Source organism: Pseudomonas sp. GL_091, from assembly GCF_057837725.1.
Genome location: NZ_CM174451.1, coordinates 4,908,991 through 4,931,810, shown reverse-complemented (window position 1 = coordinate 4,931,810; position 22,820 = coordinate 4,908,991). Strand labels below are relative to the sequence as shown.

General features: G+C 60.3%; 21 protein-coding genes. 14 read left to right on the top strand and 7 right to left on the bottom strand.

All coding sequences use genetic code 11. The features are described 5' to 3' along the window. Positions 1–33 precede the first annotated feature (33 nt). From AC3ITY_RS22450 to AC3ITY_RS22435, 4 genes are all read left to right on the top strand, one after another. Positions 34–507 carry a MarR family winged helix-turn-helix transcriptional regulator gene (locus AC3ITY_RS22450; protein ID WP_489305032.1) on the top strand — a complete coding sequence of 158 codons (474 nt, stop codon included), beginning with the start codon at positions 34–36 and terminating at the stop codon, positions 505–507. Further along, positions 504–1,973, top strand: coding sequence for an efflux transporter outer membrane subunit (locus AC3ITY_RS22445; RefSeq protein WP_489305031.1), 1,470 nt, complete (start codon positions 504–506; stop codon positions 1,971–1,973). The genes AC3ITY_RS22450 and AC3ITY_RS22445 overlap by 4 nt, the downstream gene beginning before the upstream one ends. 15 nt (positions 1,974–1,988) lie before the next feature. Further along, positions 1,989–3,191 carry an EmrA/EmrK family multidrug efflux transporter periplasmic adaptor subunit gene (locus AC3ITY_RS22440; protein WP_489305030.1) on the top strand — a complete coding sequence of 401 codons (1,203 nt, stop codon included), beginning with the start codon at positions 1,989–1,991 and terminating at the stop codon, positions 3,189–3,191. A 64-nt stretch (positions 3,192–3,255) separates the two neighbouring features. Beyond that, a complete protein-coding gene (locus tag AC3ITY_RS22435; protein ID WP_489305028.1) occupies positions 3,256–4,785 on the top strand; it encodes a DHA2 family efflux MFS transporter permease subunit in 1,530 nt (509 codons plus the stop codon). A gap of 59 nt (positions 4,786–4,844) precedes the next feature. On the opposite strand, the gene lpxH is transcribed toward AC3ITY_RS22435, so the two are convergent. Together lpxH and AC3ITY_RS22425 are read right to left on the bottom strand one after the other, a co-directional pair. Further along, on the bottom strand, positions 4,845–5,597 hold the full coding sequence (gene lpxH / locus AC3ITY_RS22430; RefSeq protein WP_489305026.1) for a UDP-2,3-diacylglucosamine diphosphatase: 753 nt from the start codon (positions 5,595–5,597) through the stop codon (positions 4,845–4,847). Beyond that, positions 5,594–6,097, bottom strand: a complete 504-nt coding sequence (locus AC3ITY_RS22425) for a peptidylprolyl isomerase (RefSeq protein WP_008053603.1) — start codon at positions 6,095–6,097, stop codon at positions 5,594–5,596. Before AC3ITY_RS22425 ends, lpxH begins: the two co-directional genes overlap by 4 nt. A 250-nt stretch (positions 6,098–6,347) precedes the next feature. Between AC3ITY_RS22425 and AC3ITY_RS22420 the strand changes: the two genes are divergently transcribed. Both AC3ITY_RS22420 and cysS read left to right on the top strand, forming a co-directional pair. Continuing rightward, positions 6,348–8,045 carry a glutamine--tRNA ligase/YqeY domain fusion protein gene (locus AC3ITY_RS22420; protein ID WP_489305025.1) on the top strand — a complete coding sequence of 566 codons (1,698 nt, stop codon included), beginning with the start codon at positions 6,348–6,350 and terminating at the stop codon, positions 8,043–8,045. Between the two features lie 20 nt (positions 8,046–8,065). Continuing rightward, complete coding sequence (gene cysS / locus AC3ITY_RS22415; RefSeq protein ID WP_007970481.1) at positions 8,066–9,448, top strand: cysteine--tRNA ligase; 1,383 nt, start codon at positions 8,066–8,068, stop codon at positions 9,446–9,448. Positions 9,449–9,646: 198 nt separating this feature from the next. Here the strand turns inward: cysS and AC3ITY_RS22410 are convergent, their stop codons facing one another. Then, a complete protein-coding gene (locus AC3ITY_RS22410) occupies positions 9,647–11,479 on the bottom strand; it encodes a sigma-54-dependent Fis family transcriptional regulator (RefSeq protein ID WP_489305024.1) in 1,833 nt (610 codons plus the stop codon). Between the two features lie 397 nt (positions 11,480–11,876). Here AC3ITY_RS22410 and AC3ITY_RS22405 point away from each other — a divergent pair, with 397 nt between their 5' ends. From AC3ITY_RS22405 to AC3ITY_RS22370, 8 genes are all read left to right on the top strand, one after another. Beyond that, positions 11,877–12,971 carry an ABC transporter ATP-binding protein gene (locus tag AC3ITY_RS22405; protein ID WP_489305023.1) on the top strand — a complete coding sequence of 365 codons (1,095 nt, stop codon included), beginning with the start codon at positions 11,877–11,879 and terminating at the stop codon, positions 12,969–12,971. Next, positions 12,971–14,086, top strand: a complete 1,116-nt coding sequence (locus AC3ITY_RS22400; RefSeq protein ID WP_489305021.1) for an ABC transporter ATP-binding protein — start codon at positions 12,971–12,973, stop codon at positions 14,084–14,086. The genes AC3ITY_RS22405 and AC3ITY_RS22400 overlap by 1 nt, the downstream gene beginning before the upstream one ends. Further along, positions 14,083–14,949 (top strand): carbohydrate ABC transporter permease, encoded by an 867-nt coding sequence (locus tag AC3ITY_RS22395; RefSeq protein WP_489305019.1) that lies wholly within the window; start codon positions 14,083–14,085, stop codon positions 14,947–14,949. Before AC3ITY_RS22400 ends, AC3ITY_RS22395 begins: the two co-directional genes overlap by 4 nt. An 8-nt stretch (positions 14,950–14,957) precedes the next feature. Beyond that, a complete protein-coding gene (locus AC3ITY_RS22390; RefSeq protein ID WP_489305018.1) occupies positions 14,958–15,758 on the top strand; it encodes a carbohydrate ABC transporter permease in 801 nt (266 codons plus the stop codon). A gap of 10 nt (positions 15,759–15,768) precedes the next feature. Then, positions 15,769–16,041 carry a DUF2160 domain-containing protein gene (locus AC3ITY_RS22385; RefSeq protein WP_095943787.1) on the top strand — a complete coding sequence of 91 codons (273 nt, stop codon included), beginning with the start codon at positions 15,769–15,771 and terminating at the stop codon, positions 16,039–16,041. Between the two features lie 47 nt (positions 16,042–16,088). After that, the gene (locus AC3ITY_RS22380; RefSeq protein WP_489305016.1) at positions 16,089–17,831 is read left to right on the top strand and encodes an ABC transporter substrate-binding protein; all 1,743 of its coding nucleotides are present in this window, start codon (positions 16,089–16,091) and stop codon (positions 17,829–17,831) included. 217 nt (positions 17,832–18,048) lie between these two features. Beyond that, positions 18,049–18,249, top strand: a complete 201-nt coding sequence (locus AC3ITY_RS22375) for a co-regulatory protein PtrA N-terminal domain-containing protein (protein ID WP_489305015.1) — start codon at positions 18,049–18,051, stop codon at positions 18,247–18,249. 73 nt (positions 18,250–18,322) lie between these two features. Further along, positions 18,323–18,655, top strand: a complete 333-nt coding sequence (locus AC3ITY_RS22370) for a DUF2790 domain-containing protein (protein WP_223453946.1) — start codon at positions 18,323–18,325, stop codon at positions 18,653–18,655. Between the two features lie 118 nt (positions 18,656–18,773). Here the strand turns inward: AC3ITY_RS22370 and AC3ITY_RS22365 are convergent, their stop codons facing one another. The 4 genes from AC3ITY_RS22365 to nuoM all read right to left on the bottom strand — a co-directional run bounded on the left by AC3ITY_RS22365 (position 18,774) and on the right by nuoM (position 22,801). Beyond that, positions 18,774–19,151: a type II toxin-antitoxin system VapC family toxin gene (locus AC3ITY_RS22365; protein ID WP_223453948.1), complete on the bottom strand. Its 378-nt coding sequence runs from the start codon at positions 19,149–19,151 to the stop codon at positions 18,774–18,776. Continuing rightward, entirely contained in the window at positions 19,148–19,531 is a 384-nt protein-coding gene (locus tag AC3ITY_RS22360; protein WP_223453950.1) for a type II toxin-antitoxin system Phd/YefM family antitoxin, read from the bottom strand. The genes AC3ITY_RS22365 and AC3ITY_RS22360 overlap by 4 nt, the downstream gene beginning before the upstream one ends. A 266-nt stretch (positions 19,532–19,797) precedes the next feature. After that, complete coding sequence (gene nuoN / locus AC3ITY_RS22355; protein ID WP_108217843.1) at positions 19,798–21,261, bottom strand: NADH-quinone oxidoreductase subunit NuoN; 1,464 nt, start codon at positions 21,259–21,261, stop codon at positions 19,798–19,800. Positions 21,262–21,268: 7 nt separating this feature from the next. Then, a complete protein-coding gene (gene nuoM, locus AC3ITY_RS22350; RefSeq protein ID WP_489305013.1) occupies positions 21,269–22,801 on the bottom strand; it encodes an NADH-quinone oxidoreductase subunit M in 1,533 nt (510 codons plus the stop codon). Positions 22,802–22,820 lie beyond the last annotated feature (19 nt).

The window sequence follows — 22,820 nt, the reverse complement described above, 5'->3', positions numbered from 1 at the left end:
CATTCACTGCCTAGGCAGCTAATTGGTGGTCAGATGAAGCATTTCACCCCAGACGATTTCCACAATTGCCATCTCGGCCTGTTGCTCGGGCGCGCTGCGCTGCTCAAGGACCGGATCATCGACACCCACATGGAACCCCACGGCATCACCGCCGCGCAGTTCAAGGTGTTGATCATCATCGCCCAGTTCGGCGTCGATTCGCCGGGCGAGCTGTGCCGGCACCTGTCCCTGGACAGCGGTTCGATGACGCGCATGCTCGATCGTCTGGAACAGAAAGGTTTCCTCGCTCGCCAACGCTCCGAGGCGGATCGCCGTCAGGTGCAGCTTGTGCTCACGGAAGAAGGGCAGAAGCTCGCCGGGCTGCTGCCGCACATCGGCGCCGAAGCCATGAATGAACTGGCCGGTGCCATCACTCCAGAAGAGTTGAAAACCCTGGAGCTGATCCTGAAGAAAATTTTGGTGGCAGCCGGTGACGCGATCACCCTGCTGCGGGTAGGTGACAAATGAGCAGTAACCCCTTGCGTACCGGCCTGAGCCTGGTGCTGTTGGCCATGAGCGTCGCCGGTTGCGCCAGTTACAGCGGCCTGAAAACCGAAGGCGTCAACCTCGATGCGAAGAGCCTCAAGGCAGGGCAATCCCTCAGCGGTGTGACGTTGTCGCCGGCCGCCTGGCCGAAAAGCGACTGGTGGAAAAGCCTCGGCGACCCGCAGCTCGACGGCCTGATCCGCGAGGCCCTGCGCGACAGCCCGGACATGCAGATCGCCGACGCCCGTGCCCATCAAGCCAGCGCTGCCGCTTCCGCCGCCGACGCCGAGCGGATGCCGACCCTGGATGCCAGCGCCGGTGTCAGCCGCTCGCGCCTGGCCCGGGACCAGGACCCGCGCGGGCAGGGCGACACGTACGCCACCGTGCGTAACATCAGCACCAGTTTTAATTACAACTTCGACCTCTGGGGCGGTCAGCGCGATGCCTGGGAAGCGGCCTTGGGCCAGGCCCGTGCCGCCGAAGTCGACCAGCAGGCTGCGCAACTGACACTGGCCGCCGATGTTGCCCGCGCCTACAGCGATCTTGGTCAGGCGCACATCGTCTACGACCTGTCCAACGAAGACCTCAAGCGCACCCGGCAAATGCTCGACCTGAGCCAGCGGCGTCTGACTGCCGGGATCGACAGCCAGTACCAGTTCCAGCAGACCGAAAGCCTGGAAGCCACTTCCCAGGCCAACCTGATCGACGCCGAAAAGCGCCTGAACAGCGCGAAAATTGCTCTCGCGGTGCTGCTCGGCAAAGGCCCGGACCGCGGCAATGAAATTGCCCGCCCCAACATTCTTCAGCCGAGTGCGGTAGCGCTACCTTCGGTGCTGCCGGCCGAGTTGCTCGGGCGTCGCCCGGACCTGGTGGCCGCGCGCTGGCGGGTCGAAGCGGCGAGCAAAAGCATCGACGCCGGCAAGACCCGGTTCTATCCCAACTTGAACCTCAGTGCCGCTGCCGGCGCCGAATCCTTGTTGGGCGATGCGATGTTTGGATCGGCCAGCCGCTTCTTCAACATCGCACCGACGATCTCGGTGCCGATCTTCGACGGTGGCCGCTTGCGCGCCGACCTCGACTCCCGCGACGCCGATTACGACCTCGCCGTGGCGCAGTACAACAAAAGCCTGGTGAAGGCGCTGGGGGATGTCAGCGACAGCATTAACCAGCTGCGTGATATCGGCCGGCAGATCGCTGCCCAGCAACACGCCACCGACATCGCCCAGGACTCCTACAACACCGTGGTCCAGCGTTACGGTTCCGGCATCGGCAACTACCTGGACGTGCTCAGCATCGAGCAGCAACTGCTCCAGGCCCAGCGCCAACTCGCCAACCTGAATGCCGAGCAGATTGACCTGTCGATCCAACTGATGCAGGCGCTGGGCGGCGGTTTCCAGCCTGAGGCCATCGCCTCGGCCAACGCCACGCCAGCCACGCTGACCCACTAATTCAAGGTACTTGTCATGGCCACTGCCGATACAACTCAACCTCCTGAAAACATCCAGGGCAACCCCAATTCGGGCAAGCGCAAGTTCATGCTGCTGGTCCTGGCGGCCGCCGTCGTGCTGAGCGGCGCGGGCGTCTGGGCCTACCACGAGTTTTACGGGCGCTGGAGCGAAAGCACCGACGACGCCTATGTGAACGGCAACGTGGTGGAAATCACGCCGCTGGTCACTGGCACCGTGGTCAGCATCGGCGCCGATGACGGCGATCTGGTCCATGAAGGCCAGGTGCTGGTGAACTTCGACCCGAACGATGCCGAAATCGGCCTGCAAAACGCCCAGGCCAATCTGGCGCGCACCGTGCGTCAGGTGCGTGGCTTGTACAGCGATGTGGATGGCATGAAGGCCCAGGTCAACGCCCAGAAAGCCGAAGTGCAAAAGGCCCAGGACAACTTCAGCCGGCGCAAGAACCTCGCCGCCGGCGGGGCGATCTCCCAGGAAGAGCTGTCCCACGCCCGCGACGACCTGACCTCGGCGCAAAACGCCCTGGCCAACGCCGAACAAAAGCTCAAGACCACCAGCGCGCTGGTCGATGACACCGTGGTTTCATCGCACCCGGACGTGATGGCCGCCGCCGCGCAATTGCGTCAGGCGTACTTGAACAACTCGCGCAGTACGCTGATTGCACCGGTGACCGGTTACGTGGCCAAGCGTTCTGTACAACTTGGCCAGCGCGTACAACCGGGTACCGCGCTGATGGCGGTGATTCCCCTGGATCAGCTGTGGATCGACGCCAACTTCAAGGAAACCCAGCTGCGTGACATGCGCATCGGCCAACCGGTGGAGATCGAGACCGACCTGTATGGCAGCAGCGTGAAATACAGCGGCACCATCGACAGCCTCGGTGCCGGGACCGGCAGCGCCTTTGCCTTGCTGCCGGCGCAGAACGCCACCGGCAACTGGATCAAGATCGTGCAACGCGTGCCGGTACGGGTTCACGTCAACGCCGAGGAACTGGCCAAACATCCGCTGCGGGTCGGTCTGTCGACCATGGTCGCTGTGGACCTGCACGATCAGAGCGGGCCGGTGCTGGCGCAACAGCCACCGCAGAAGGCTTCGTTCAGTACCAACGTCTACGATCGTCAGTTGGCCGAGGCCGACGCGATGATCACTCAACTGATCCACGACAACAGCGCCGCGGTCAGCAAAACCGCGCAACGCTGATTCGCCAATCCGTCAGCTGCGCCGGCAACCGGCGCAGCGCCAGACCTGTTTCAAAGGATTCGCGATGAGCAATAACGCGTCTTTCACGCCGCCCAGCCTGCTGCTCAGCACTATCGGCCTGTCGCTGGCGACCTTCATGCAAGTGCTCGACACCACCATCGCCAACGTGGCGTTGCCGACGATTTCCGGCAACCTCGGCGTGAGTTCGGAGCAGGGCACCTGGGTCATCACCTCGTTCGCCGTGAGCAACGCCATCGCCTTGCCGCTGACCGGCTGGCTCAGTCGGCGTTTCGGCGAGGTGAAGCTGTTTGTCTGGGCGACACTGCTGTTCGTGTTGGCTTCGTTCCTGTGCGGGATTTCCACCTCGATGCCGGAACTGGTGGGCTTCCGGGTGCTGCAAGGGGTAGTGGCCGGGCCGCTGTACCCGATGACCCAGACCCTGCTGATTGCGGTTTACCCCCCGGCGAAACGGGGGCTGGCGCTAGCACTGTTGGCGATGGTCACGGTGGTCGCGCCGATTGCCGGGCCGATCCTCGGCGGCTGGATCACCGACAGCTACAGCTGGCCGTGGATTTTTTTCATCAACGTGCCGATCGGTCTGTTCGCCGCGTGGGTGGTGACCCAGCAGATGAAAAAGCGCCCGGTGGTCACCAGCCGCCAACCGATGGATTACGTCGGTCTGATCGCGCTGATCATCGGCGTCGGGGCGCTACAGATCGTGCTCGACAAGGGCAACGATGCCGACTGGTTCGAATCCAGCTTCATCGTGATCGGCTCGGTGATTTCGGTGGTGGCCCTGGCGTTCTTCGTGATCTGGGAAATGACCGACGAACACCCGGTGGTCAACCTGCGCCTGTTTGCCCATCGCAACTTCCGCTACGGCACCATCGTGCTGATCCTGGGCTATGCCGGGTTCTTCGGGATCAACCTGATCCTGCCGCAGTGGCTGCAAACGCGATTGGGATACACCGCGACCTGGGCCGGGTTTGCCGTGGCGCCGCTGGGGATCCTGCCGGTGCTGCTGGCGCCGTTTGTCGGCAAATACGCACCGAAATTCGACATGCGCCTGCTGGCGGGCGGGGCGTTCCTGGCCATCGGCCTGAGCTGTTTCATGCGCGCCGGCTTCACCAATGAAGTGGACTTCCAGCACATCGCACTGGTGCAGTTGTTCATGGGGATCGGCGTGGCGCTGTTCTTCATGCCGACCCTGACCATCCTGCTCTCGGACCTGCCGCCGAGCCAGATTGCCGACGGTTCGGGGCTGGCGACATTCCTGCGGACCCTGGGCGGCAGTTTCGCGGCGTCGCTGACCACCTGGATCTGGATTCGCCGCGCCGATCAACACCATGCCTACCTGACTGAAAGCATTACCCCCTTCGATCCGGCGACCCGAGAAGCACTGACCAACCTGGGCGGGGCAGGGGCCAAGGCCTATACGCAACTGGAGCAGACGGTGATCAGCCAGGCGTACATCATGTCCACGGTGGATTACTTCACCTTGCTGGGCTGGATGTTCTTCGGGCTGATATTGATCGTGTGGCTGGCGAAGCCGCCGTTTACGGCGAAGGCCGGGCCTGTGGCCTCAGGACACTAAGGCACACATAACCTGTGGGAGCGGGCAAGCCCGCTCCCACAGGTTTTTGTGTTCGGCTGTTAGTTGGCGGGTGCAGCCAGTTGCGGTGGCGGAGTGAAATCAAAGGGCGCCAGCGCAAACCCTTGCTCATCCACCTGCAATGCCCACCCTTGACGATCCCAATCCCCCAGCACAATGCGCCTGGCCGCTTGCTCGCCAAGCTGCAACTTGTGAATCGCGGGACGGTGGGTGTGCCCGTGGATCAAGGTCTTCACGCCGTATTCCTGCATGATCCGCGGAATCTCCTCGGGCGTAACATCGACGATGTCATTGGCCTTCATCCGCGTTTGCGCACGGCTTTCACTGCGCAGCTTGCGCGCCAGCTTGTGCCGGGTGCGCAGGGGCAGATGCCGCAGGATGAACAGGGTGATCGGATTGCGCAGGTAGCGACGCAGCTTCATATAGGCTTCGTCGCGGGTGCAGAGGCTGTCGCCGTGCATCAGCAGCACCGGCTCGCCGTTGAACTGCACGACACTCGGATCTTTCAGCAAGGTGCAGCCGGCTGCTTTGCAGAAGGCCTTGCCCAGCATGAAGTCTCGATTGCCGTGCATCAGGAAAATGGCCGTGCCGCTGTCGCTTAACTCGCGCAGGGCCTGGCAGATGGAACGCTGGAAGGGCGTCATGGCGTCGTCGCCAATCCACACCTCGAAGAAGTCGCCCAGAATGTACAACGCACTCGACGAGCGGGCGCGTCCGGCGAGCAAATCCAGAAACGCCCGGGTAATGTCCGGGCGCTCCTCTTCCAGATGTAAATCTGAAATCAGCAATATCACTCAATGATCTCGGCTTTCTCGATGATCACGTCGTCTGCTGGTACGTCCTGGTGGCCGGACTTGGAGGTGGTGGCCACGCCTTTGATCTTGTCGACAACGTCGGTGCCGGCAGTCACTTTACCGAATACCGCGTAGCCCCAGCCCTGCACGTTCTTGCCGCTGTGGTTCAGGAAGCTGTTGTCGGCCACGTTGATGAAGAACTGCGCGGAAGCCGAATGCGGCTCCATGGTGCGGGCCATGGCGACGGTGTACTTGTCGTTGGAAAGACCGTTGTCCGCTTCGTTCTGGATGCTTGGGCGCTTGTCTTTCTTTTCTTTCATGCCTGGCTCGAAACCGCCGCCCTGGATCATGAAGTTACCGATGACACGGTGGAAAACGGTGTTTTCGTAGTGACCGGCTTTAACGTACTCAACGAAGTTGGCCACGGTGATCGGGGCTTTGTCGGCGTTCAGTTCGAGGACGATGTCGCCGAAGTTGGTAGTCAGTTTGACTTGGGTCATGATCGTTACTCTTTTAAGAAATTCGTGGTGTTGGAACATCACGTCCCGCCACCGGTTCAGCCTTTTTGGCCAAGGTGCGCAGTTTAGCGTGCCAGACGCGAATTTCGAGGCAGTTTTTTCATTTACGGCCTATTAAATGCGACGGTTTACAGAGTGCGCTCTGTCAGGTACTTGACGGCATCGGCTATGATAGCGGCTTTGTTTTGTCCGGCCTTCATTACGGCCACGCACTTGTACGTTCAAGGATCCTATGAGCAAGCCCACTGTCGACCCTACCTCGAATGCCAAGACCGGCCCTGCCGTGCCGGTCAACTTCCTGCGGCCGATCATCCAGGCAGACCTGGACTCGGGCAAGCACACGCAGATCGTCACCCGTTTTCCGCCTGAACCCAACGGCTACCTGCACATCGGTCACGCCAAGTCGATCTGCGTGAACTTCGGCCTGGCCCAGGAGTTCGGCGGCGTCACGCACCTGCGTTTCGACGACACCAACCCGGCCAAGGAAGACCAGGAATACATCGACGCGATCGAAAGCGACGTCAAATGGCTGGGCTTCGAATGGTCCGGCGAAGTGCGCTACGCCTCGCAGTATTTCGACCAGTTGCATGACTGGGCGGTGGAGTTGATCAAATCCGGCAATGCCTACGTTGACGACCTGACCCCGGAGCAAGCCAAGGAATACCGCGGCAGCCTGACCGAGCCGGGCAAGAACAGCCCGTTCCGCGACCGCAGCGTCGAAGAAAACCTGGACCTGTTCGCCCGCATGAAAGCCGGCGAGTTCAAGGACGGCGCACGGGTGCTGCGGGCCAAGATCGACATGGCCTCGCCGAACATGAACCTGCGTGACCCGATCATGTATCGCATCCGCCACGCTCACCACCACCAGACCGGTGACAAGTGGTGCATCTACCCGAACTACGACTTCACCCACGGTCAGTCGGACGCCATCGAAGGCATCACCCATTCGATCTGCACCCTGGAGTTCGAAAGCCACCGTCCGCTGTACGAGTGGTTCCTCGAGCACTTGCCGGTGCCGGCCAACCCGCGCCAGTACGAGTTCAGCCGCCTGAACCTGAACTACACCATCACCAGCAAGCGCAAGCTCAAGCAGCTTGTGGACGAAGGTCACGTCAACGGCTGGGACGACCCGCGCATGTCCACGCTGTCGGGCTTCCGCCGCCGTGGCTACACGCCGAAATCGATTCGCAACTTCTGCGAAATGATCGGCACCAACCGTTCCGACGGCGTGGTGGACTTCGGCATGCTCGAATTCAGCATCCGCGACGACCTCGACCACAGCGCTCCGCGCGCCATGTGCGTACTGCGTCCGCTGAAAGTCGTGATCACCAACTACCCGGAAGGCCAGGTCGAGAACCTCGAACTGCCGTGCCACCCGAAAGAAGACATGGGCGTGCGCGTCCTGCCGTTCGCCCGTGAAATCTACATCGACCGTGACGACTTCATGGAAGAGCCGCCGAAGGGCTACAAGCGCCTGGAACCGGCCGGTGAAGTGCGTCTGCGTGGCAGCTACGTGATCCGTGCCGACGAAGCGATCAAGGACGCCGATGGCAACATCGTCGAACTGCGCTGCTCGTACGATCCGGACACCCTGGGCAAGAACCCTGAAGGCCGCAAGGTCAAAGGCGTGGTCCACTGGGTGCCGGCCGCTGCCAGCGTCGAGTGCGAAGTGCGTCTGTACGATCGTCTGTTCCGCTCGGCCAACCCTGAGAAGGCCGAAGACAGCGCCAGCTTCCTGGACAACATCAACCCTGATTCGCTGCAGGTACTCACCGGTTGTCGTGCCGAGCCTTCGCTGGGCAATGCACAGCAGGAAGACCGTTTCCAGTTCGAGCGCGAAGGTTACTTCGTCGCCGATCTCAAGGACTCGAAACCAGGTCAGCCGGTGTTCAACCGTACCGTGACCCTGCGTGATTCGTGGGGCCAGTGATTTAGCGTCAAGGAAAAAACGTGCTTACGATCTACAACACGCTCACCAAGAGCAAAGAAGTCTTCAAGCCGCTCGATGGCAACAAGGTGCGCATGTACGTGTGCGGCATGACCGTGTACGACTACTGCCACCTGGGCCACGGCCGCAGCATGGTCGCGTTCGACCTGGTGACGCGCTGGTTGCGCTTCAGCGGTTACGACCTGACTTACGTGCGCAACATCACCGACATCGATGACAAGATCATTAACCGGGCCAACGAGAACGGCGAGTCGTTCGAAGCCCTGACTGAGCGCATGATCGCGGCGATGCACGAAGATGAAGCGCGCCTGAACATCAAGAAGCCGGACATGGAGCCGCGTGCCACGGATCACATCCCGGGCATGCACGCGATGATCCAGACCCTGATCGACAAGGGCTATGCCTACGCCCCGGGCAATGGCGACGTGTACTACCGCGTCGGCAAGTTCATGGGCTACGGCAAGCTGTCGCGCAAGAAGATCGAAGACCTGCGCATCGGCGCGCGCATCGAAGTCGACGAGTCCAAGCAGGACCCGCTGGACTTCGTATTGTGGAAAGCCGCCAAGCCGGGCGAGCCGAGCTGGGAATCGCCGTGGGGCGCCGGGCGTCCGGGCTGGCACATCGAATGCTCGGTGATGTCCACCTGCTGCCTGGGCGAGACCTTCGACATTCATGGCGGCGGCAGCGACCTTGAGTTCCCGCACCACGAAAACGAAATCGCCCAGAGCGAAGCGGCCACAGGCAAGACCTACGCCAACGCGTGGATGCATTGCGGCATGATCCGTATCAATGGCGAGAAGATGTCCAAGTCCTTGAACAACTTCTTCACCATTCGCGACGTGCTCGACAAGTACCACCCGGAAGTCGTGCGTTACCTGCTGGTGTCGAGCCACTACCGCAGCGCCATCAACTACTCGGAAGACAACCTCAAGGACGCCAAGGGCGCCCTGGAGCGTTTCTACCACGCGTTGAAAGGCCTGCCGAACGTGGCGCCAGCAGGCGGCGAAGCCTTCGTCGAGCGTTTCACCCAGGTGATGAACGACGACTTCGGCACGCCGGAAGCCTGCGCGGTGCTGTTCGAGATGGTCCGCGAGATCAACCGCCTGCGTGAGAGCGATCTGAACGCAGCGGCCGGTCTGGCAGCGCGCCTCAAAGAACTGGCCAGTGTGTTGGGTGTGTTGCAACTGGAAGCCGATGACTTCCTGCAGGCCGGCGCTGAAGGGCGCGTGGATGCAGCGGAAGTCGAGGCGCTGATCGCAGCGCGCCTGGCGGCACGTGCCGGCAAGGACTGGGCCGAATCCGACCGCATCCGCGACCAGCTCACCGCCATGGGCGTGGTGCTGGAAGACGGCAAGGGCGGTACGACCTGGCGTCTGGCTGACTGATAGATGTAATGCTTAAAAACAAAACCCGCCAAGTGCGGGTTTTGTTTTTAAGGGCAGCTCGCTAATTCTGCGGTGACAGGGCCGGCGCCTTCGCTGGCAAGCCAGCTCCTACAAGGTCGCGCCGTTCGCCAAAATTACATACACCACGGACACTGTAGGAGCTGGCTTGCCAGCGATGGGGCCCGTCCGGCCAACCCATCATTCAGCCTGGCGCAACCGCTTGTAAAGGGTATTCCTGCTCACCCCCAACCGCCTCGCCAGATACGAAATATTCCCCCCAGCCGCCTGCAACTGCCGGTTCAAATCCTCGGCATCATTCAGATCCACGGCCAACGGTTCCGGCGTATCGACCGGCTCCATCTCCAGATCAACAAAAAAATCATCCGGCAAATGCTCCGGCCTTATCGGTTGTTCCTCGGCCATCGCCAATGCCACCTGCATCACACTGCTGACCTGACGCAAATTCCCCGGCCAGGGGTGGCGGTCGAACAGCTCAAACACCTCGCGGCTCAGTCCGGCCCATTGGCTGGGTTCGCGGTGTTGTTCCCACAGGCGTTTGAACAGCGCCTCCTTATCGCTGCGTTCGCGCAGGGGTGGCAGTTCCAGGGTCAGGCCGCCGATGCGGTAATACAGGTCTTCACGAAACCGCCCCAGCTGTACCTGCTCGCGCAGCGAGCGATTGGTCGCGGAAATGATGCGCAAGTCCACAGGAAACAACTCGCTGCTGCCCACCGGCTGCACGCAACGCTCCTGCAATACACGCAGCAACCGGGCTTGGGTTGGCAGCGGCATGTCACCGATTTCATCGAGGAACAGCGTGCCTTTGTCAGCCTTGCGGATCAGCCCGATGCTGCCTTTCTGGTTGGCTCCGGTGAACGCGCCTTTTTCGTAGCCGAACAACTCGGACTCCACCAGTTCGGCGGGAATCGCTGCACAGTTGACGGCGATGAACGCTTGTTTGCTGCGCGAGCTGGCCTGATGCAGGGCTTTGACGAACACTTCCTTGCCGACCCCGGTTTCACCGTGGATCAGCAGTGGAATGTCTTTTTCCAGCAAGCGCTCGGCCTGACGCACGGCTTTTTCCACGCGACTGTCGCCGAAATGCAGGGTGTTGAGGCTGATGGCCGCGGGTGCAGTTACAACCGGCTCGGTGAATACTCGGGGTTGAATTGATGCCTGTTTCGGCCGCTTCAACAGGCACTGGAAGCGGATGCGCCCCGAGGTTTGCAGGGCGAAGGGCAGGCCTTCTGGCTGGTTCAGCAACTCCAGCAGCGAGACCTTGAACAGGCTTTCGACACTGACCCGCGACAGGCTGATGCCCAGCAGATTGTCGGCCCGGCGGTTGGCCGACAGCACCTGGCCGGTTTCATCGAAGATCAGCAAGCCGGCCCATTGGCTGTCGAGGTTGTTCAGCCCGGTATTGAATGTCAGCTGGAAATGCTGGCCATGGAACAGGTTGAGGATCAACCGGTTTTCCACGGTCTGGCTCATCATCTTGACCATGCCCAGGGTGTGGGAGGGCGGCAGGTAGCTGTCACTGGATACGTCCAGCACCGCGATCACCTTGCGCTCGGCATCGAAAATCGGCGCGGCGGAACCGGTCATGAAGCGGTTGGCCTTGAGATAGTGTTCATCGTGCTCGATGTGCACCGCTTGTTCGCAGGCCAGGGCGGTGCCAATGGCGTTGGTGCCGGTGCAGCGCTCCATCCAGCTGGCGCCGGCGCTGAAACCCCGGGCCAGTTTCGGTTCGATAAAGCGCTGAGTGCCCCAGGACGTGAGTACCTGGCCCTGATGGTCGGCGAGCATGATCAGGCAATTGGAATTGCTCAGGATGTTCTCGTAGTAGGGCAGCACTTCCTGATGGGTGGTTTGCACCAGTGAATGCTGACTCTCCAGCAGTTGCGCGATGCCCGCGGCCGGCAATTGGTCGAATGCCGGCGTGCTCTGATGACTGAGGCCGAACGCGCGGCAACGGGACCAGGAGTCCTGGATGATGGCGTCGTGGGACAACGGCGATGCGGGTGCGGCCATGGCAGTCGATCTCTGAGCAAGCTTTTATTGTTTTTATGGTGGCTTCAACTACACACGGTCACTGTAGGAGCGAGCTTGCTCGCGATGGACGTTAACGGTGATGAGGGCTGCCTGAATAAACGAGGCGCTCTCAAGTGCATCGTCGGAACGCCGCCCGGAGCAAGCTCGCTCCTACAGGGGGGCGTGAGCAGTCCGTAGAGTGTTGTTCACTATTGTTCACTGTCAATGGGTGAACTGTTCAATTGTTCATTTCCGATTGTTCATTTGTGTTCAGCAACGAACGCGTTTTTGCCGTCTTGTTCTGGAATTTGAAGCTGAATCAAAGGCTTGGGTTTTTTGGCATGGATGTCGCTATGTAGCTCCGGTCGCTTGACTCCAATAATAAAAAGGCCGAGCCATGTCACTCACCCTGGAGCACGTCAGCCGCACCGTCGAGGGCCAGACCTGGATCGACGATGCCAACCTGAGTTTTGAACCCGGTTCCTTCAATGTTTTGCTGGGGCGCACCTTGTCCGGCAAGACCAGCCTGATGCGCCTGATGGCCGGTCTGGACAAGCCCGACAGCGGCCGCGTCCTGATGAACGGCGTCGACGTCACCCAACGCCCGGTGCGCTTGCGCAATGTGTCGATGGTCTATCAGCAGTTCATCAACTACCCGACCATGACGGTGTTCGACAACATCGCCTCGCCGCTGCGTCAGGCCGGTGTATCCAGCGAAGTGATCCAGAACAAGGTGCTGGAAACCGCGAAGATGCTGCGCATCGAGAAGTTTCTCAAGCGCTATCCACTGGAGCTTTCCGGCGGACAGCAACAACGCACGGCCATGGCCCGGGCGCTGGTCAAGGATGCCGAGCTGATCCTGTTCGACGAGCCACTGGTCAACCTCGACTACAAGTTACGCGAAGAACTGCGCCAGGAAATGCGCGAGCTGTTCAAGGCGCGCCATACCATCGCGATCTACGCCACCACCGAACCCAACGAGGCCCTGGCCCTGGGCGGCACCACGACCATTCTTCACGAAGGCCGGGTGATCCAGAGCGGCCAGTCGGCCTCGGTCTATCACCAGCCGCAAACCGTGCTGGCGGCCGAACTGTTCTCCGAACCGCCGATCAACCTGATGCCGGGGCGCATTGCCGGCAACGAAGTGAGTTTCGCCAACTTCGTGCATTTCCCGCTGAACGTCGATCTGCGCCCGGTGGGCGAGGGCGAGTTCCGTTTCGGCGTGCGGCCCAGCCATATCTCGCTGGTGCCGAGCAACGACGATGACCTCGAATTGGCGGTGACCGTCGAAGTCGCGGAAATCAGCGGCTCGGAAACCTTCCTGCACGTGCGCAACGAGCATTTCCTGCTGGTGCTGCACTTGCCGGGTGTCCACGAATACGACGTCGATGCGCCGATCCGCATCTACATCCCGACCCATAAACTGTTTGTGTTCGATACGCAGGGGCGGCTGGTCCAGGCGCCAGGCCGGCGTGTCACGAGGGTTGCCTGATGGCCGAAATCCGTTTGCAGAACCTCGCCCACAGCTACACCAAGACCCCGGCGGGACCGGAGGACTACGCGATCCGCGAGATGGACCACATCTGGGAACAGGGCGGCGCCTACGCGTTGCTCGGTCCATCGGGCTGCGGCAAATCAACGTTGCTCAATATCATTTCCGGGCTGCTCAGCCCGTCCCAGGGCCATGTGCTGTTCGACGGCAAAGCGGTCAACAACCTGACCCCGGAAAAGCGCAACATCGCGCAGGTTTTCCAGTTTCCGGTGGTCTACGACACCATGACGGTGTTCGACAACCTGGCCTTCCCGTTGCGTAATCAGGGCATGGCCGAGGCCAGGGTTCATAGCAAGGTGCAGGAAATCGCCGAAGTCCTCGACCTGCAGAACCTGCTGAGCAAAAAGGCCCGCAACCTCACCGCCGACGAAAAACAGAAAGTCTCCATGGGCCGCGGGCTGGTGCGCGACGACGTGTCGGCGATCCTCTTCGACGAGCCGCTGACGGTGATCGACCCGCACCTGAAGTGGAAACTGCGGCGCAAGCTCAAGCAGATCCACGAGCAGTTCAACATCACCATGGTCTACGTCACCCACGATCAGCTGGAGGCCTCGACCTTCGCCGACAAGATCGCGGTGATGTACGGCGGGCAGATCGTGCAGTTCGGCACGCCAAGGGAGTTGTTCGAGCGACCGAGCCACACCTTTGTCGGCTACTTCATTGGCAGCCCTGGGATGAACCTGATCGACGTGCAGCCGCAAGCGGGTGGCGTCGGGTTCGCCTCGACCCATCTGCCGCTGTCCGAGGCCATGCAGCAGCGTATTGCTGAATCGGAGTGGAAAACCCTCAAGGTCGGCATTCGTCCGGAGTTCGTCCATGTGTGGGACGAAGCGTTCGATGAAGCGTTGCGGGCACAGGTCGTACACGTCGAAGACCTGGGCACCTACAAGATCATGACCCTCAACCTCGATGGCGCCACCCTGAAGGTGCGCTTGGCCGAAGACAAACCGGTGCCGCAAGGCACGGCGTACATCAGTTTTCCGGCGCAGTGGCTGATGGTCTATGTCGACGAATTCCTCCTGGAAGCCCAAGCCAACATTGAGGTGCAGCCATGAACAAGGTGCAGAACAACAAGGCCTGGTGGCTGGTGCTGCCGGTGTTCCTGCTGGTGGCGTTCAGTGCGGTGATCCCGATGATGACCGTGGTCAATTATTCGGTGCAGGACATTTTCGACCAGTCCAGCCGCTACTTCGTCGGCGCCGACTGGTACAAGCAGGTGCTGCTCGACCCGAGGCTGCACGACTCGTTGCTGCGCCAGTTCATCTACTCGGCCTGCGTGCTGCTGATCGAAATCCCCCTGGGGATTGCGATTGCCCTGACTATGCCGACCAAGGGCCGCTGGTCTTCGGTGGTGTTGATCGTGCTGGCGATCCCGTTGCTGATCCCGTGGAACGTGGTCGGCACCATCTGGCAGATCTTCGGCCGGGCCGACATCGGTCTGCTGGGGGCGAGCCTCAAGGCCATGGGCATCAGCTACAACTATGCGGCGAACACCATGGACGCCTGGGTCACCGTGCTGGTGATGGACGTCTGGCACTGGACCTCGCTGGTGGCGCTGTTGTGCTTCTCCGGACTGCGGGCGATTCCGGACGTGTACTACCAGGCAGCACGGATCGACCGTGCTTCGGCCTGGGCGGTGTTCCGGCATATCCAGTTGCCCAAGCTCAAGAGTGTGCTGCTGATCGCCGTGATGCTGCGGTTCATGGACAGTTTCATGATCTACACCGAGCCGTTCGTGCTCACGGGCGGCGGTCCGGGCAATTCCACGACCTTCTTGAGCCAGACCCTGACGCAAATGGCGATCGGGCAGTTCGACCTGGGGCCGGCGGCGGCATTTTCGCTGGTGTACTTCCTGATCATCCTGTTGGTGTCCTGGCTGTTCTACACCGCCATGACTCACTCCGACGCCAACCGCTGAGGCCCGCCATGAGCAAGAGAAAGCTTGTTCCACTGCTGCTCTACATCCTGTTCCTGCTGGTGCCGATCTACTGGCTGCTGAACATGTCGTTCAAGAGCAACAGCGAAATCCTCGGCGGCCTGACGTTGTTTCCCCAGGACTTCACCTTCCACAACTACAAGGTGATCTTCACCGACCCGAGCTGGTACACCGGTTACCTCAACTCGGCGTACTACGTGAGCCTGAACACGATCATTTCCCTGACCGTGGCCTTGCCGGCGGCCTATGCGTTTTCGCGCTACCGATTCCTCGGCGACAAGCACCTGTTCTTCTGGCTTCTGACTAACCGCATGGCGCCACCGGCGGTGTTCCTGCTGCCGTTCTTCCAGCTGTACTCCTCTATCGGCTTGTTCGATACCCATATCGCCGTGGCCCTGGCCCACTGCCTGTTCAACGTGCCGCTGGCGGTGTGGATTCTCGAAGGTTTCATGTCCGGCGTGCCCAAGGAAATCGACGAAACCGCCTACATCGATGGCTACAGCTTTCCCAAGTTCTTCGTGAAGATTTTCATTCCGCTGATCGGCTCCGGCATCGGCGTCACGGCGTTCTTCTGCTTCATGTTTTCCTGGGTCGAACTGCTGCTGGCACGAACCCTCACCTCGGTGAACGCCAAACCCATCGCGGCGGTAATGACCCGCACCGTCTCGGCATCCGGTATCGACTGGGGCGTGCTGGCGGCGGCGGGGGTGTTGACCATCCTGCCGGGCATGCTGGTGATCTGGTTTGTTCGCAACCACGTGGCCAAGGGCTTTGCCCTGGGCCGGGTATGAGGAACTGATGATGGAATGGATGAGCTGGACCGTCCCCACGGCGGCATTCTTCAGCGTGATTGCCCTGATCCTGGTGGTCATGACCACTTGGGAATTGCGCTCGCCGAGCATCCTTCGGCGTGGTTTTTTACCGATTGCCACCACCCGTGGCGATCGGTTGTTCATCGGTCTTCTCGGCAGCGCCTACCTGCACTTGCTGGTAATCGGCGTCACCGACTGGAGCATCTGGGTCGCCTTCGCGATGTCCCTGGTGTGGCTGTTGGCTGTGATGCGTTGGGGCTAGTCGAATCGCTCGGCAATGTTGCTCCGAAACTTAAACAGGAGGTCTCTATGTTCGACAAAAACAATAAGCTGCGACATAGCATTTCATTGGCAGCCATGCTGGCACTCAGCGGTTTGAGCGCTTCGGCCTGGGCCGATGCCTATGAAGACGCCGCGAAGAAATGGATCGGCAGTGAATTCAAGCCATCCACCCTGACGGCCGATCAACAACTCGAAGAGCTGAAGTGGTTCATCAAGGCCGCGGAGCCGTTTCGCGGGATGAGCATCAAAGTGGTGTCGGAAACCATCGCCACCCACGAGTATGAGTCCAAGGTACTGGCCAAGGCCTTCACCGATATCACCGGGATCAAGCTGACTCACGACCTGCTGCAGGAAGGCGACGTGGTGGAAAAACTGCAGACCCAGATGCAGTCGGACAAAAATATCTATGACGGCTGGGTCAACGACTCGGACCTGATCGGTACGCACTTCCGCTACGGCAAGACCGAATCGATCACCGACCTGATGGCCAACGAGGGCAAGAACTTCACCTCGCCGACCCTCGACATCAAGGACTTCATCGGCATCTCCTTCACCACCGCGCCGGACGGCAAGATCTATCAATTGCCTGACCAGCAGTTTGCCAACCTGTACTGGTTCCGCGCTGACTGGTTCGAGCGTGCGGACCTGAAGGCCAAGTTCAAGGAAAAGTACGGCTATGAGTTGGGCGTACCGGTGAACTGGTCGGCCTATGAAGACATCGCCAAATTCTTCACCGAAGACGTCAAGGAAATCGACGGCAAGCGCGTCTACGGGCACATGGACTACGGCAAGAAAGACCCGTCCCTGGGCTGGCGCTTCACCGATGCCTGGTTCTCCATGGCCGGTGGCGGCGACAAGGGGCTGCCCAACGGTTTGCCGGTGGACGAGTGGGGCATCCGCGTCGAGGATTGCCACCCGGTGGGTTCCAGCGTAACCCGCGGCGGCGATACCAACGGCCCGGCCGCGGTGTTCGCCACCACCAAGTATGTGGACTGGATGAAGAAGTACGCGCCACCGGAAGCGGCAGGCATGACCTTCTCCGAATCAGGTCCGGTGCCGTCCCAGGGCAACATCGCCCAGCAGATCTTCTGGTACACCGCATTCACCGCCGACATGACCAAACCGGGCCTGGCGGTGATGAACGCCGACGGCACGCCGAAATGGCGCATGGCGCCGTCGCCGCGCGGACCGTACTGGGAGGAGGGCATGAAGCTGGGCTATCAGGACGTGGGTTCCTGGACGTTCATGAAGTCCACGCCTGAGAAGCAAAAACTCGCGGCCTGGCTGTATGCGCAGTTCGTGACCTCGAAAACCGTGTCGCTGAAGAAAACCATCGTCGGCCTGACGCCGATCCGCGAGTCGGACATCAACTCGCAAGCCATGACCGACCTGGCGCCGAAACTCGGTGGCCTGGTGGAGTTCTACCGCAGCCCGGCTCGCGTGCAATGGACCCCGACCGGGACCAACGTGCCTGATTATCCTCGCCTCGCGCAGTTGTGGTGGAGCCACATCGCCGAAGCCGCCAGCGGCGAGAAAACCCCGCAAGAGGCGCTGGACGGTCTGGCCAAGGATCAGGACGCAATCATGAGCCGTCTGGAGCGCTCGAAGGCACAAGCCACCTGCGCCCCGAAAATGAACCCGGAACGCGACGCGCAATACTGGTTCGACCAGCCGGGCGCACCGAAACCGAAACTGGCGAACGAGAAGCCTAAGGGCGAGACCGTGAGCTACGCCGAACTGCTGAAGTCTTGGGAGGCGGCGCGTAAATAATCGTCTGTAATGTGAAACGCTAACGGCACCGAAAGGTGCCGTTTTTTGTTTGTGTCTGTTCCACCGCCTTCGCGAGCAAGCCCGCTCCCACATTAGTTATTTACCCTGATTCAACAGAGTGGCAGCTACATAACGGATATGTAATCTCCACGCCACCGTCATGAAAGGTTCGGATTGTTACCTTGGCCTCGTTAGTTAATTAAACGAGGAATCAAACATGAAACTTGCACAACTGAGTGCGTTTGCAGCGGCGTTGGTGATGTCTACTGTTGTTTTGGCTGAAGGTGGCGGCGACAGAACCTTTGAAAAAATGATGGCGGCCAATGACCGTTCGGTGGAGAAGTTTGTCGCGAAGCAACAGGCGCGTGACCCCGTTGTCGTGAATGAAAAGAAGGACGACAAGACCAAAGACTTGTAAGCGTGTCGCACTTGAACTAGCCCGTCATCGAATGCCGATGATGGGCTTTTTTTATGAGCTGAAGGTACAGAATATGACGTTGATTAAGTTGCTTGCGTTCGCCGGGGTGATGGCGATGTCCATGAATGTGCTCGCTGAAGGTGGCGGTGACAGGACGTTCGAAAAGATGCTGAGCGCCAACACCCAAGCCATGGAAGAGTACGCCGCCAGCCAGGGCAAACCCGCACCGGTGGTGAAAGACTACCAATACGGAATGAAGCTAGATGTGGTGAAAGTAGTGAGTGTCGTGCGGCCACAAGTTACCTGCGCCGTAGTACCCACCGCAATGACCTATGAAGATTCTCAGGGCCGACTCAACACCATCAAATACACAGTGGCAGGCGATTGCCGCAACCGCGGCGGATAACACGGCTCCTGCACAGTGCCTGTTCCATTGCTATCGCGAGCAGGCCATCTCATTCATCCGGTTTCTCCAACCGAATAAACATTTCCTGAACAAATGATCACTTGTGGTGGTGGGCCGATCAGACCAAAACAGCCAGATCCGTGTACCTGGCAACCAATGGATCGGCGGTGAGAAGTTTCATGGGTTCTGTCATGGCCGTTGCAACAATGAGGCGGTCAAACGGGTCCCGATGGTGATGTTCGAGGTCCTTCACGGCAATGGCGTGTTCTGAGGTCACAGGCAGCTCGATGAACCCGCTGTCGAGGCAGTACTGGCGGATTTCTTCCAGGTCAACGTTCAGCTTTCCCAGCCCGACCTTGATCGCCATCTCCCAGAATGTCGCTGCGCTGATGTAAATGTCGGCAGCACTCTCAATGAGCTTTCTGGCTTTGCCGGATAGCCTGGGGTCATCGCTGAGCGTCCAGAGCAAAATATGCGTGTCGAGCAGAAGCCTCATTCTTGAGTGCCTTCAAAAGCATCGAGCATGTCGTCCGGCAGTGAGGCGTCAAAGTCTTCGGGAAGCACCAGTTTGCCTTTCATCGCTCCGATACGCTGTCCGCGGGGTTTTCCCACCGGAACCAGACGCGCAAGGGCCCGACCATGTTTGGCAATCGTGATGATCTGTCCGGCGGCCGCGTCATCGACGAGTTTGGACAGATTGTTTTTTGCTTCGGCCAGCGGAACGACGATCATGGTTTTTCTCCCATATTCTGGACAAATATAGCCAGAATTCAGAGCGCCGACAAAGGCAAGCTGACGATAGGTCAAATCGTCATGTGTCAAATTGGGTGAGTAATCAAAACTGCTGTCCCGCAACGTATATGTTTCCCGTTTCATGGAGTGCTCCGAATGGTTTTTCACGCACCATAGCGCTCGGTAGCGATGATCGGATGTCAGCTATTGCATACCGTCGTGCAAGCATCTTCCTGAAAGGGGTAGGGTAAGAAGCTCAAAAGATCGCAGCCTGCGGCAGCTCCTACAGGGTGTAGGCCATCCTGTTGTAGGAGCTGCCGCAGGCTGCGATCTTTGCTTTTGAATTCCTAAACGCAAAAACGGCACCCGAAGGTGCCGTTTCCGTTTTCTACCAAGTGTCGCTCAAGCGATCAACCCGCCAGGCCCGACTGTTGAACCAGGTTCAGCAGCGGTTGCGGATACAGGCCGAGGAAGAACGCCAGTACCGCAATCGCCAGCAGCATCACGCCGCCCGCACGTTGTTCCCAGTGCAGCTGGGCGTCGACGCGACGCAGGTTCGGTTCGATCAGGTACAGGGTGACCATCACACGCAGGTAGTAGAACACGCCAATGGCGCTGCCCAGTACCAAGGAACCGACCAGCCACCACTGATGGGACTCGACGCCGGTGGCGATGATGTAGAACTTGCCGATGAAGCCCGCGGTCAGCGGGATACCGGCCAGGGACAGCATCATCACGGTCAGGACGGCGGTCAGGTACGGACGGCGCCAGAACAGGCCGCGGTATTCGTACAGGGCGTCTGCGTCACGGCCTTTGTACGGCGAGGACATCAGGGTGATCACGCCGAAAGCACCGAGGCTGGTGATCACGTAGGTGACCAGGTACACGCCGATCGCTTCCACGGCCAGGCCCTTGCTCGCCACCAGGGCGATAAGCAGGTAGCCGAAGTGGGCGATGGACGAGTAACCCAGCAGACGCTTGAGGTTGCTCTGGGTCAGGGCCAGCAGGTTACCGAACAGGATCGACGCGATGGCGATGATGGTCAGCACGTTGCTCAGCACGCCGCTGCTCGCCGCTGGCGAAATCTGGAACAGACGCACCATCACCGCGAACACGGCTACTTTCGAAGCGGTAGCCAGGAACGCTGCAACCGGTGCCGGAGCACCTTCGTACACGTCCGGGGTCCAGAGGTGGAAGGGTACCAGCGACAGCTTGAACGCCAGGCCGATCAGCATCATGCCCAAGCCCAGTTGTGCCAGCGAGCTTGGCAGGCCAGTAGCCGCCAGCGCCTGGCCGATGCCGACGAAGCTCAGGGAACCGGCGTCAGCGTAGAGCAGGGCCATACCGAACAACAGGAACGCGGAACCGGCCGCCGACAGCACCATGTACTTGATGCCGGCTTCCAGCGAACGCTTGTTGAAGAAGGCGTAGGCCACCAGACCGTAGACCGGCACCGACAGCAGTTCCAGGCCGACGAACAACCCGGCCAGGTGCTGCGCGCTGACCAGAACCAGGCCACCGGCGGCGGCCATCAGGATCAGCAGGTACAACTCTTCACGGTTGCCCGGGTAACCCGTGCCGCCATCGCCGAGGTAGGCGTGGGCGAGGGTCACACAAGCGAGGGTGGCGACCAGGATCAGCGCCATGTACAAGCAAGCGAAGCTATCGATTTGCAGCAGTGGGGTCACAGCCAATGGCGCGACCTTCAAGGCTGGCAGGATCGACAGCAACGCCAGGTTCAGACCCGCCACCGACAGCAGGAAGGTCTGGGAGTGGTTGCGGCGCCAGGCGATCGCCAGCATCACCACGATGATCGTGGCGCTGGTGATCAACAACGGCGCTAGCGCGATAAAGTGTTGAGTCGTGAATTCCATAGCGCTCTTACCGGGCCGAAGCGAGTTGAGTGAAGGCGGTGCCGAGCCACTGCTGCACGCCATGCATCGTAGCGGCAGAGGTATCGAGGAACGGTTGTGGGTACACGCCGATGTAAATCAGCAGTGCGGCCAGACCGACCACCATGATCAGTTCGCGACCGTCCATGCCATGCAACACCGCGTCCGATTTCGACGGGCCGAAGTAGGCACGGTGGATCATGATCAGCGAGTAGACCGAACCGAACACCAGGCCGGACGTCGCGATGATGGTGACCCATGGAGCGATCGGGAAGGTGCCGATCAGGATCAGGAACTCACCGACAAAGTTACCGGTCGCCGGCAAACCCAGGGACGCTGCTGCGAAGAACAGGCTTAAGGCTGGCAGGTAAGCGATCTTCGACCACAGGCCACCCATCTCGCGCATGTCGCGGGTGTGGGTACGCTCGTACAACTGACCGGAGAGGATAAAGAGTGCCGCCGCCGACAGGCCGTGCGCCAGCATCTGCATCACCGCACCCTGCAGCGCCAGTTGGCTGCCGGAGTAGATGCCGATCAGTACGAAGCCCATGTGGGAAACGGACGAGAAGGCAATCAGACGCTTGATGTCGGTTTGCGCGAACGCCAGGAACGCACCGTAGAAGATCCCGATCAGACCCAGGGTCATCGCAAACGGCGCAAACTCGGCCGAGGCATTCGGGAACAGCGGCAGGGCGAAACGCAGCAGGCCATAGGCCGCGGTCTTCAGCAAGATACCGGCGAGGTCGACGGAACCCGCGGTCGGCGCTTGGGCGTGAGCGTCAGGCAGCCAGGAGTGGAACGGCACGACCGGCAGCTTGACCGCGAAGGCGATGAAGAAGCCGAGCATCAGGATGTACTCGGTGGTCATCGACATCTTGGTCTTCAACAGGTCGGCGTAGTTGAAGGTAATCACGCCAGTGTCGTTGAAGTTGACCAGTACCAGGCCCAGGATCGCCACCAGCATGATCAGGCCGGAAGCCTGAGTGAAGATGAAGAACTTGGTCGCCGCGTAGATCCGGGTTTTCTTGCCGTCCGAAGAACTGTGACCCCAGAGCGCGATGAGGAAGTACATCGGCACCAGCATCATTTCCCAGAAGAAGAAGAACATGAACAGGTCGAGGGCGAGGAACACGCCGACGACACCGCCCAGGATCCACATCAGGTTCAGGTGGAAGAAGCCCACATGACGCTGGATCTCTTTCCACGAGCAGAGTACCGAGAGGACACCCAGCAGACCGGTCAGCAGGATCATCAACAGCGACAGGCCGTCGAGGGCCAGGTGCACGTTGATGCCGAAGCGCTGGATCCAGACGTGCTTGAACTCAAGCGCCCAGGTCGGGTCGGCGCCAGGCGCCGGGGCAAATGAATAGTCACCGTTGGCCCACAGCCAGAGGCCGAGGGAGAGCAACAGGGACATGGTGATCAGCGCAATCCAGCGCGGGAGGGTGGCGCCGAAGCGCTCACCCATCCAGCACAGCAGGCCGCCGATGAAGGGGATCAGGATTAGCCAGGGCAGAATCATGACGGGCTCGTTTCCTTTC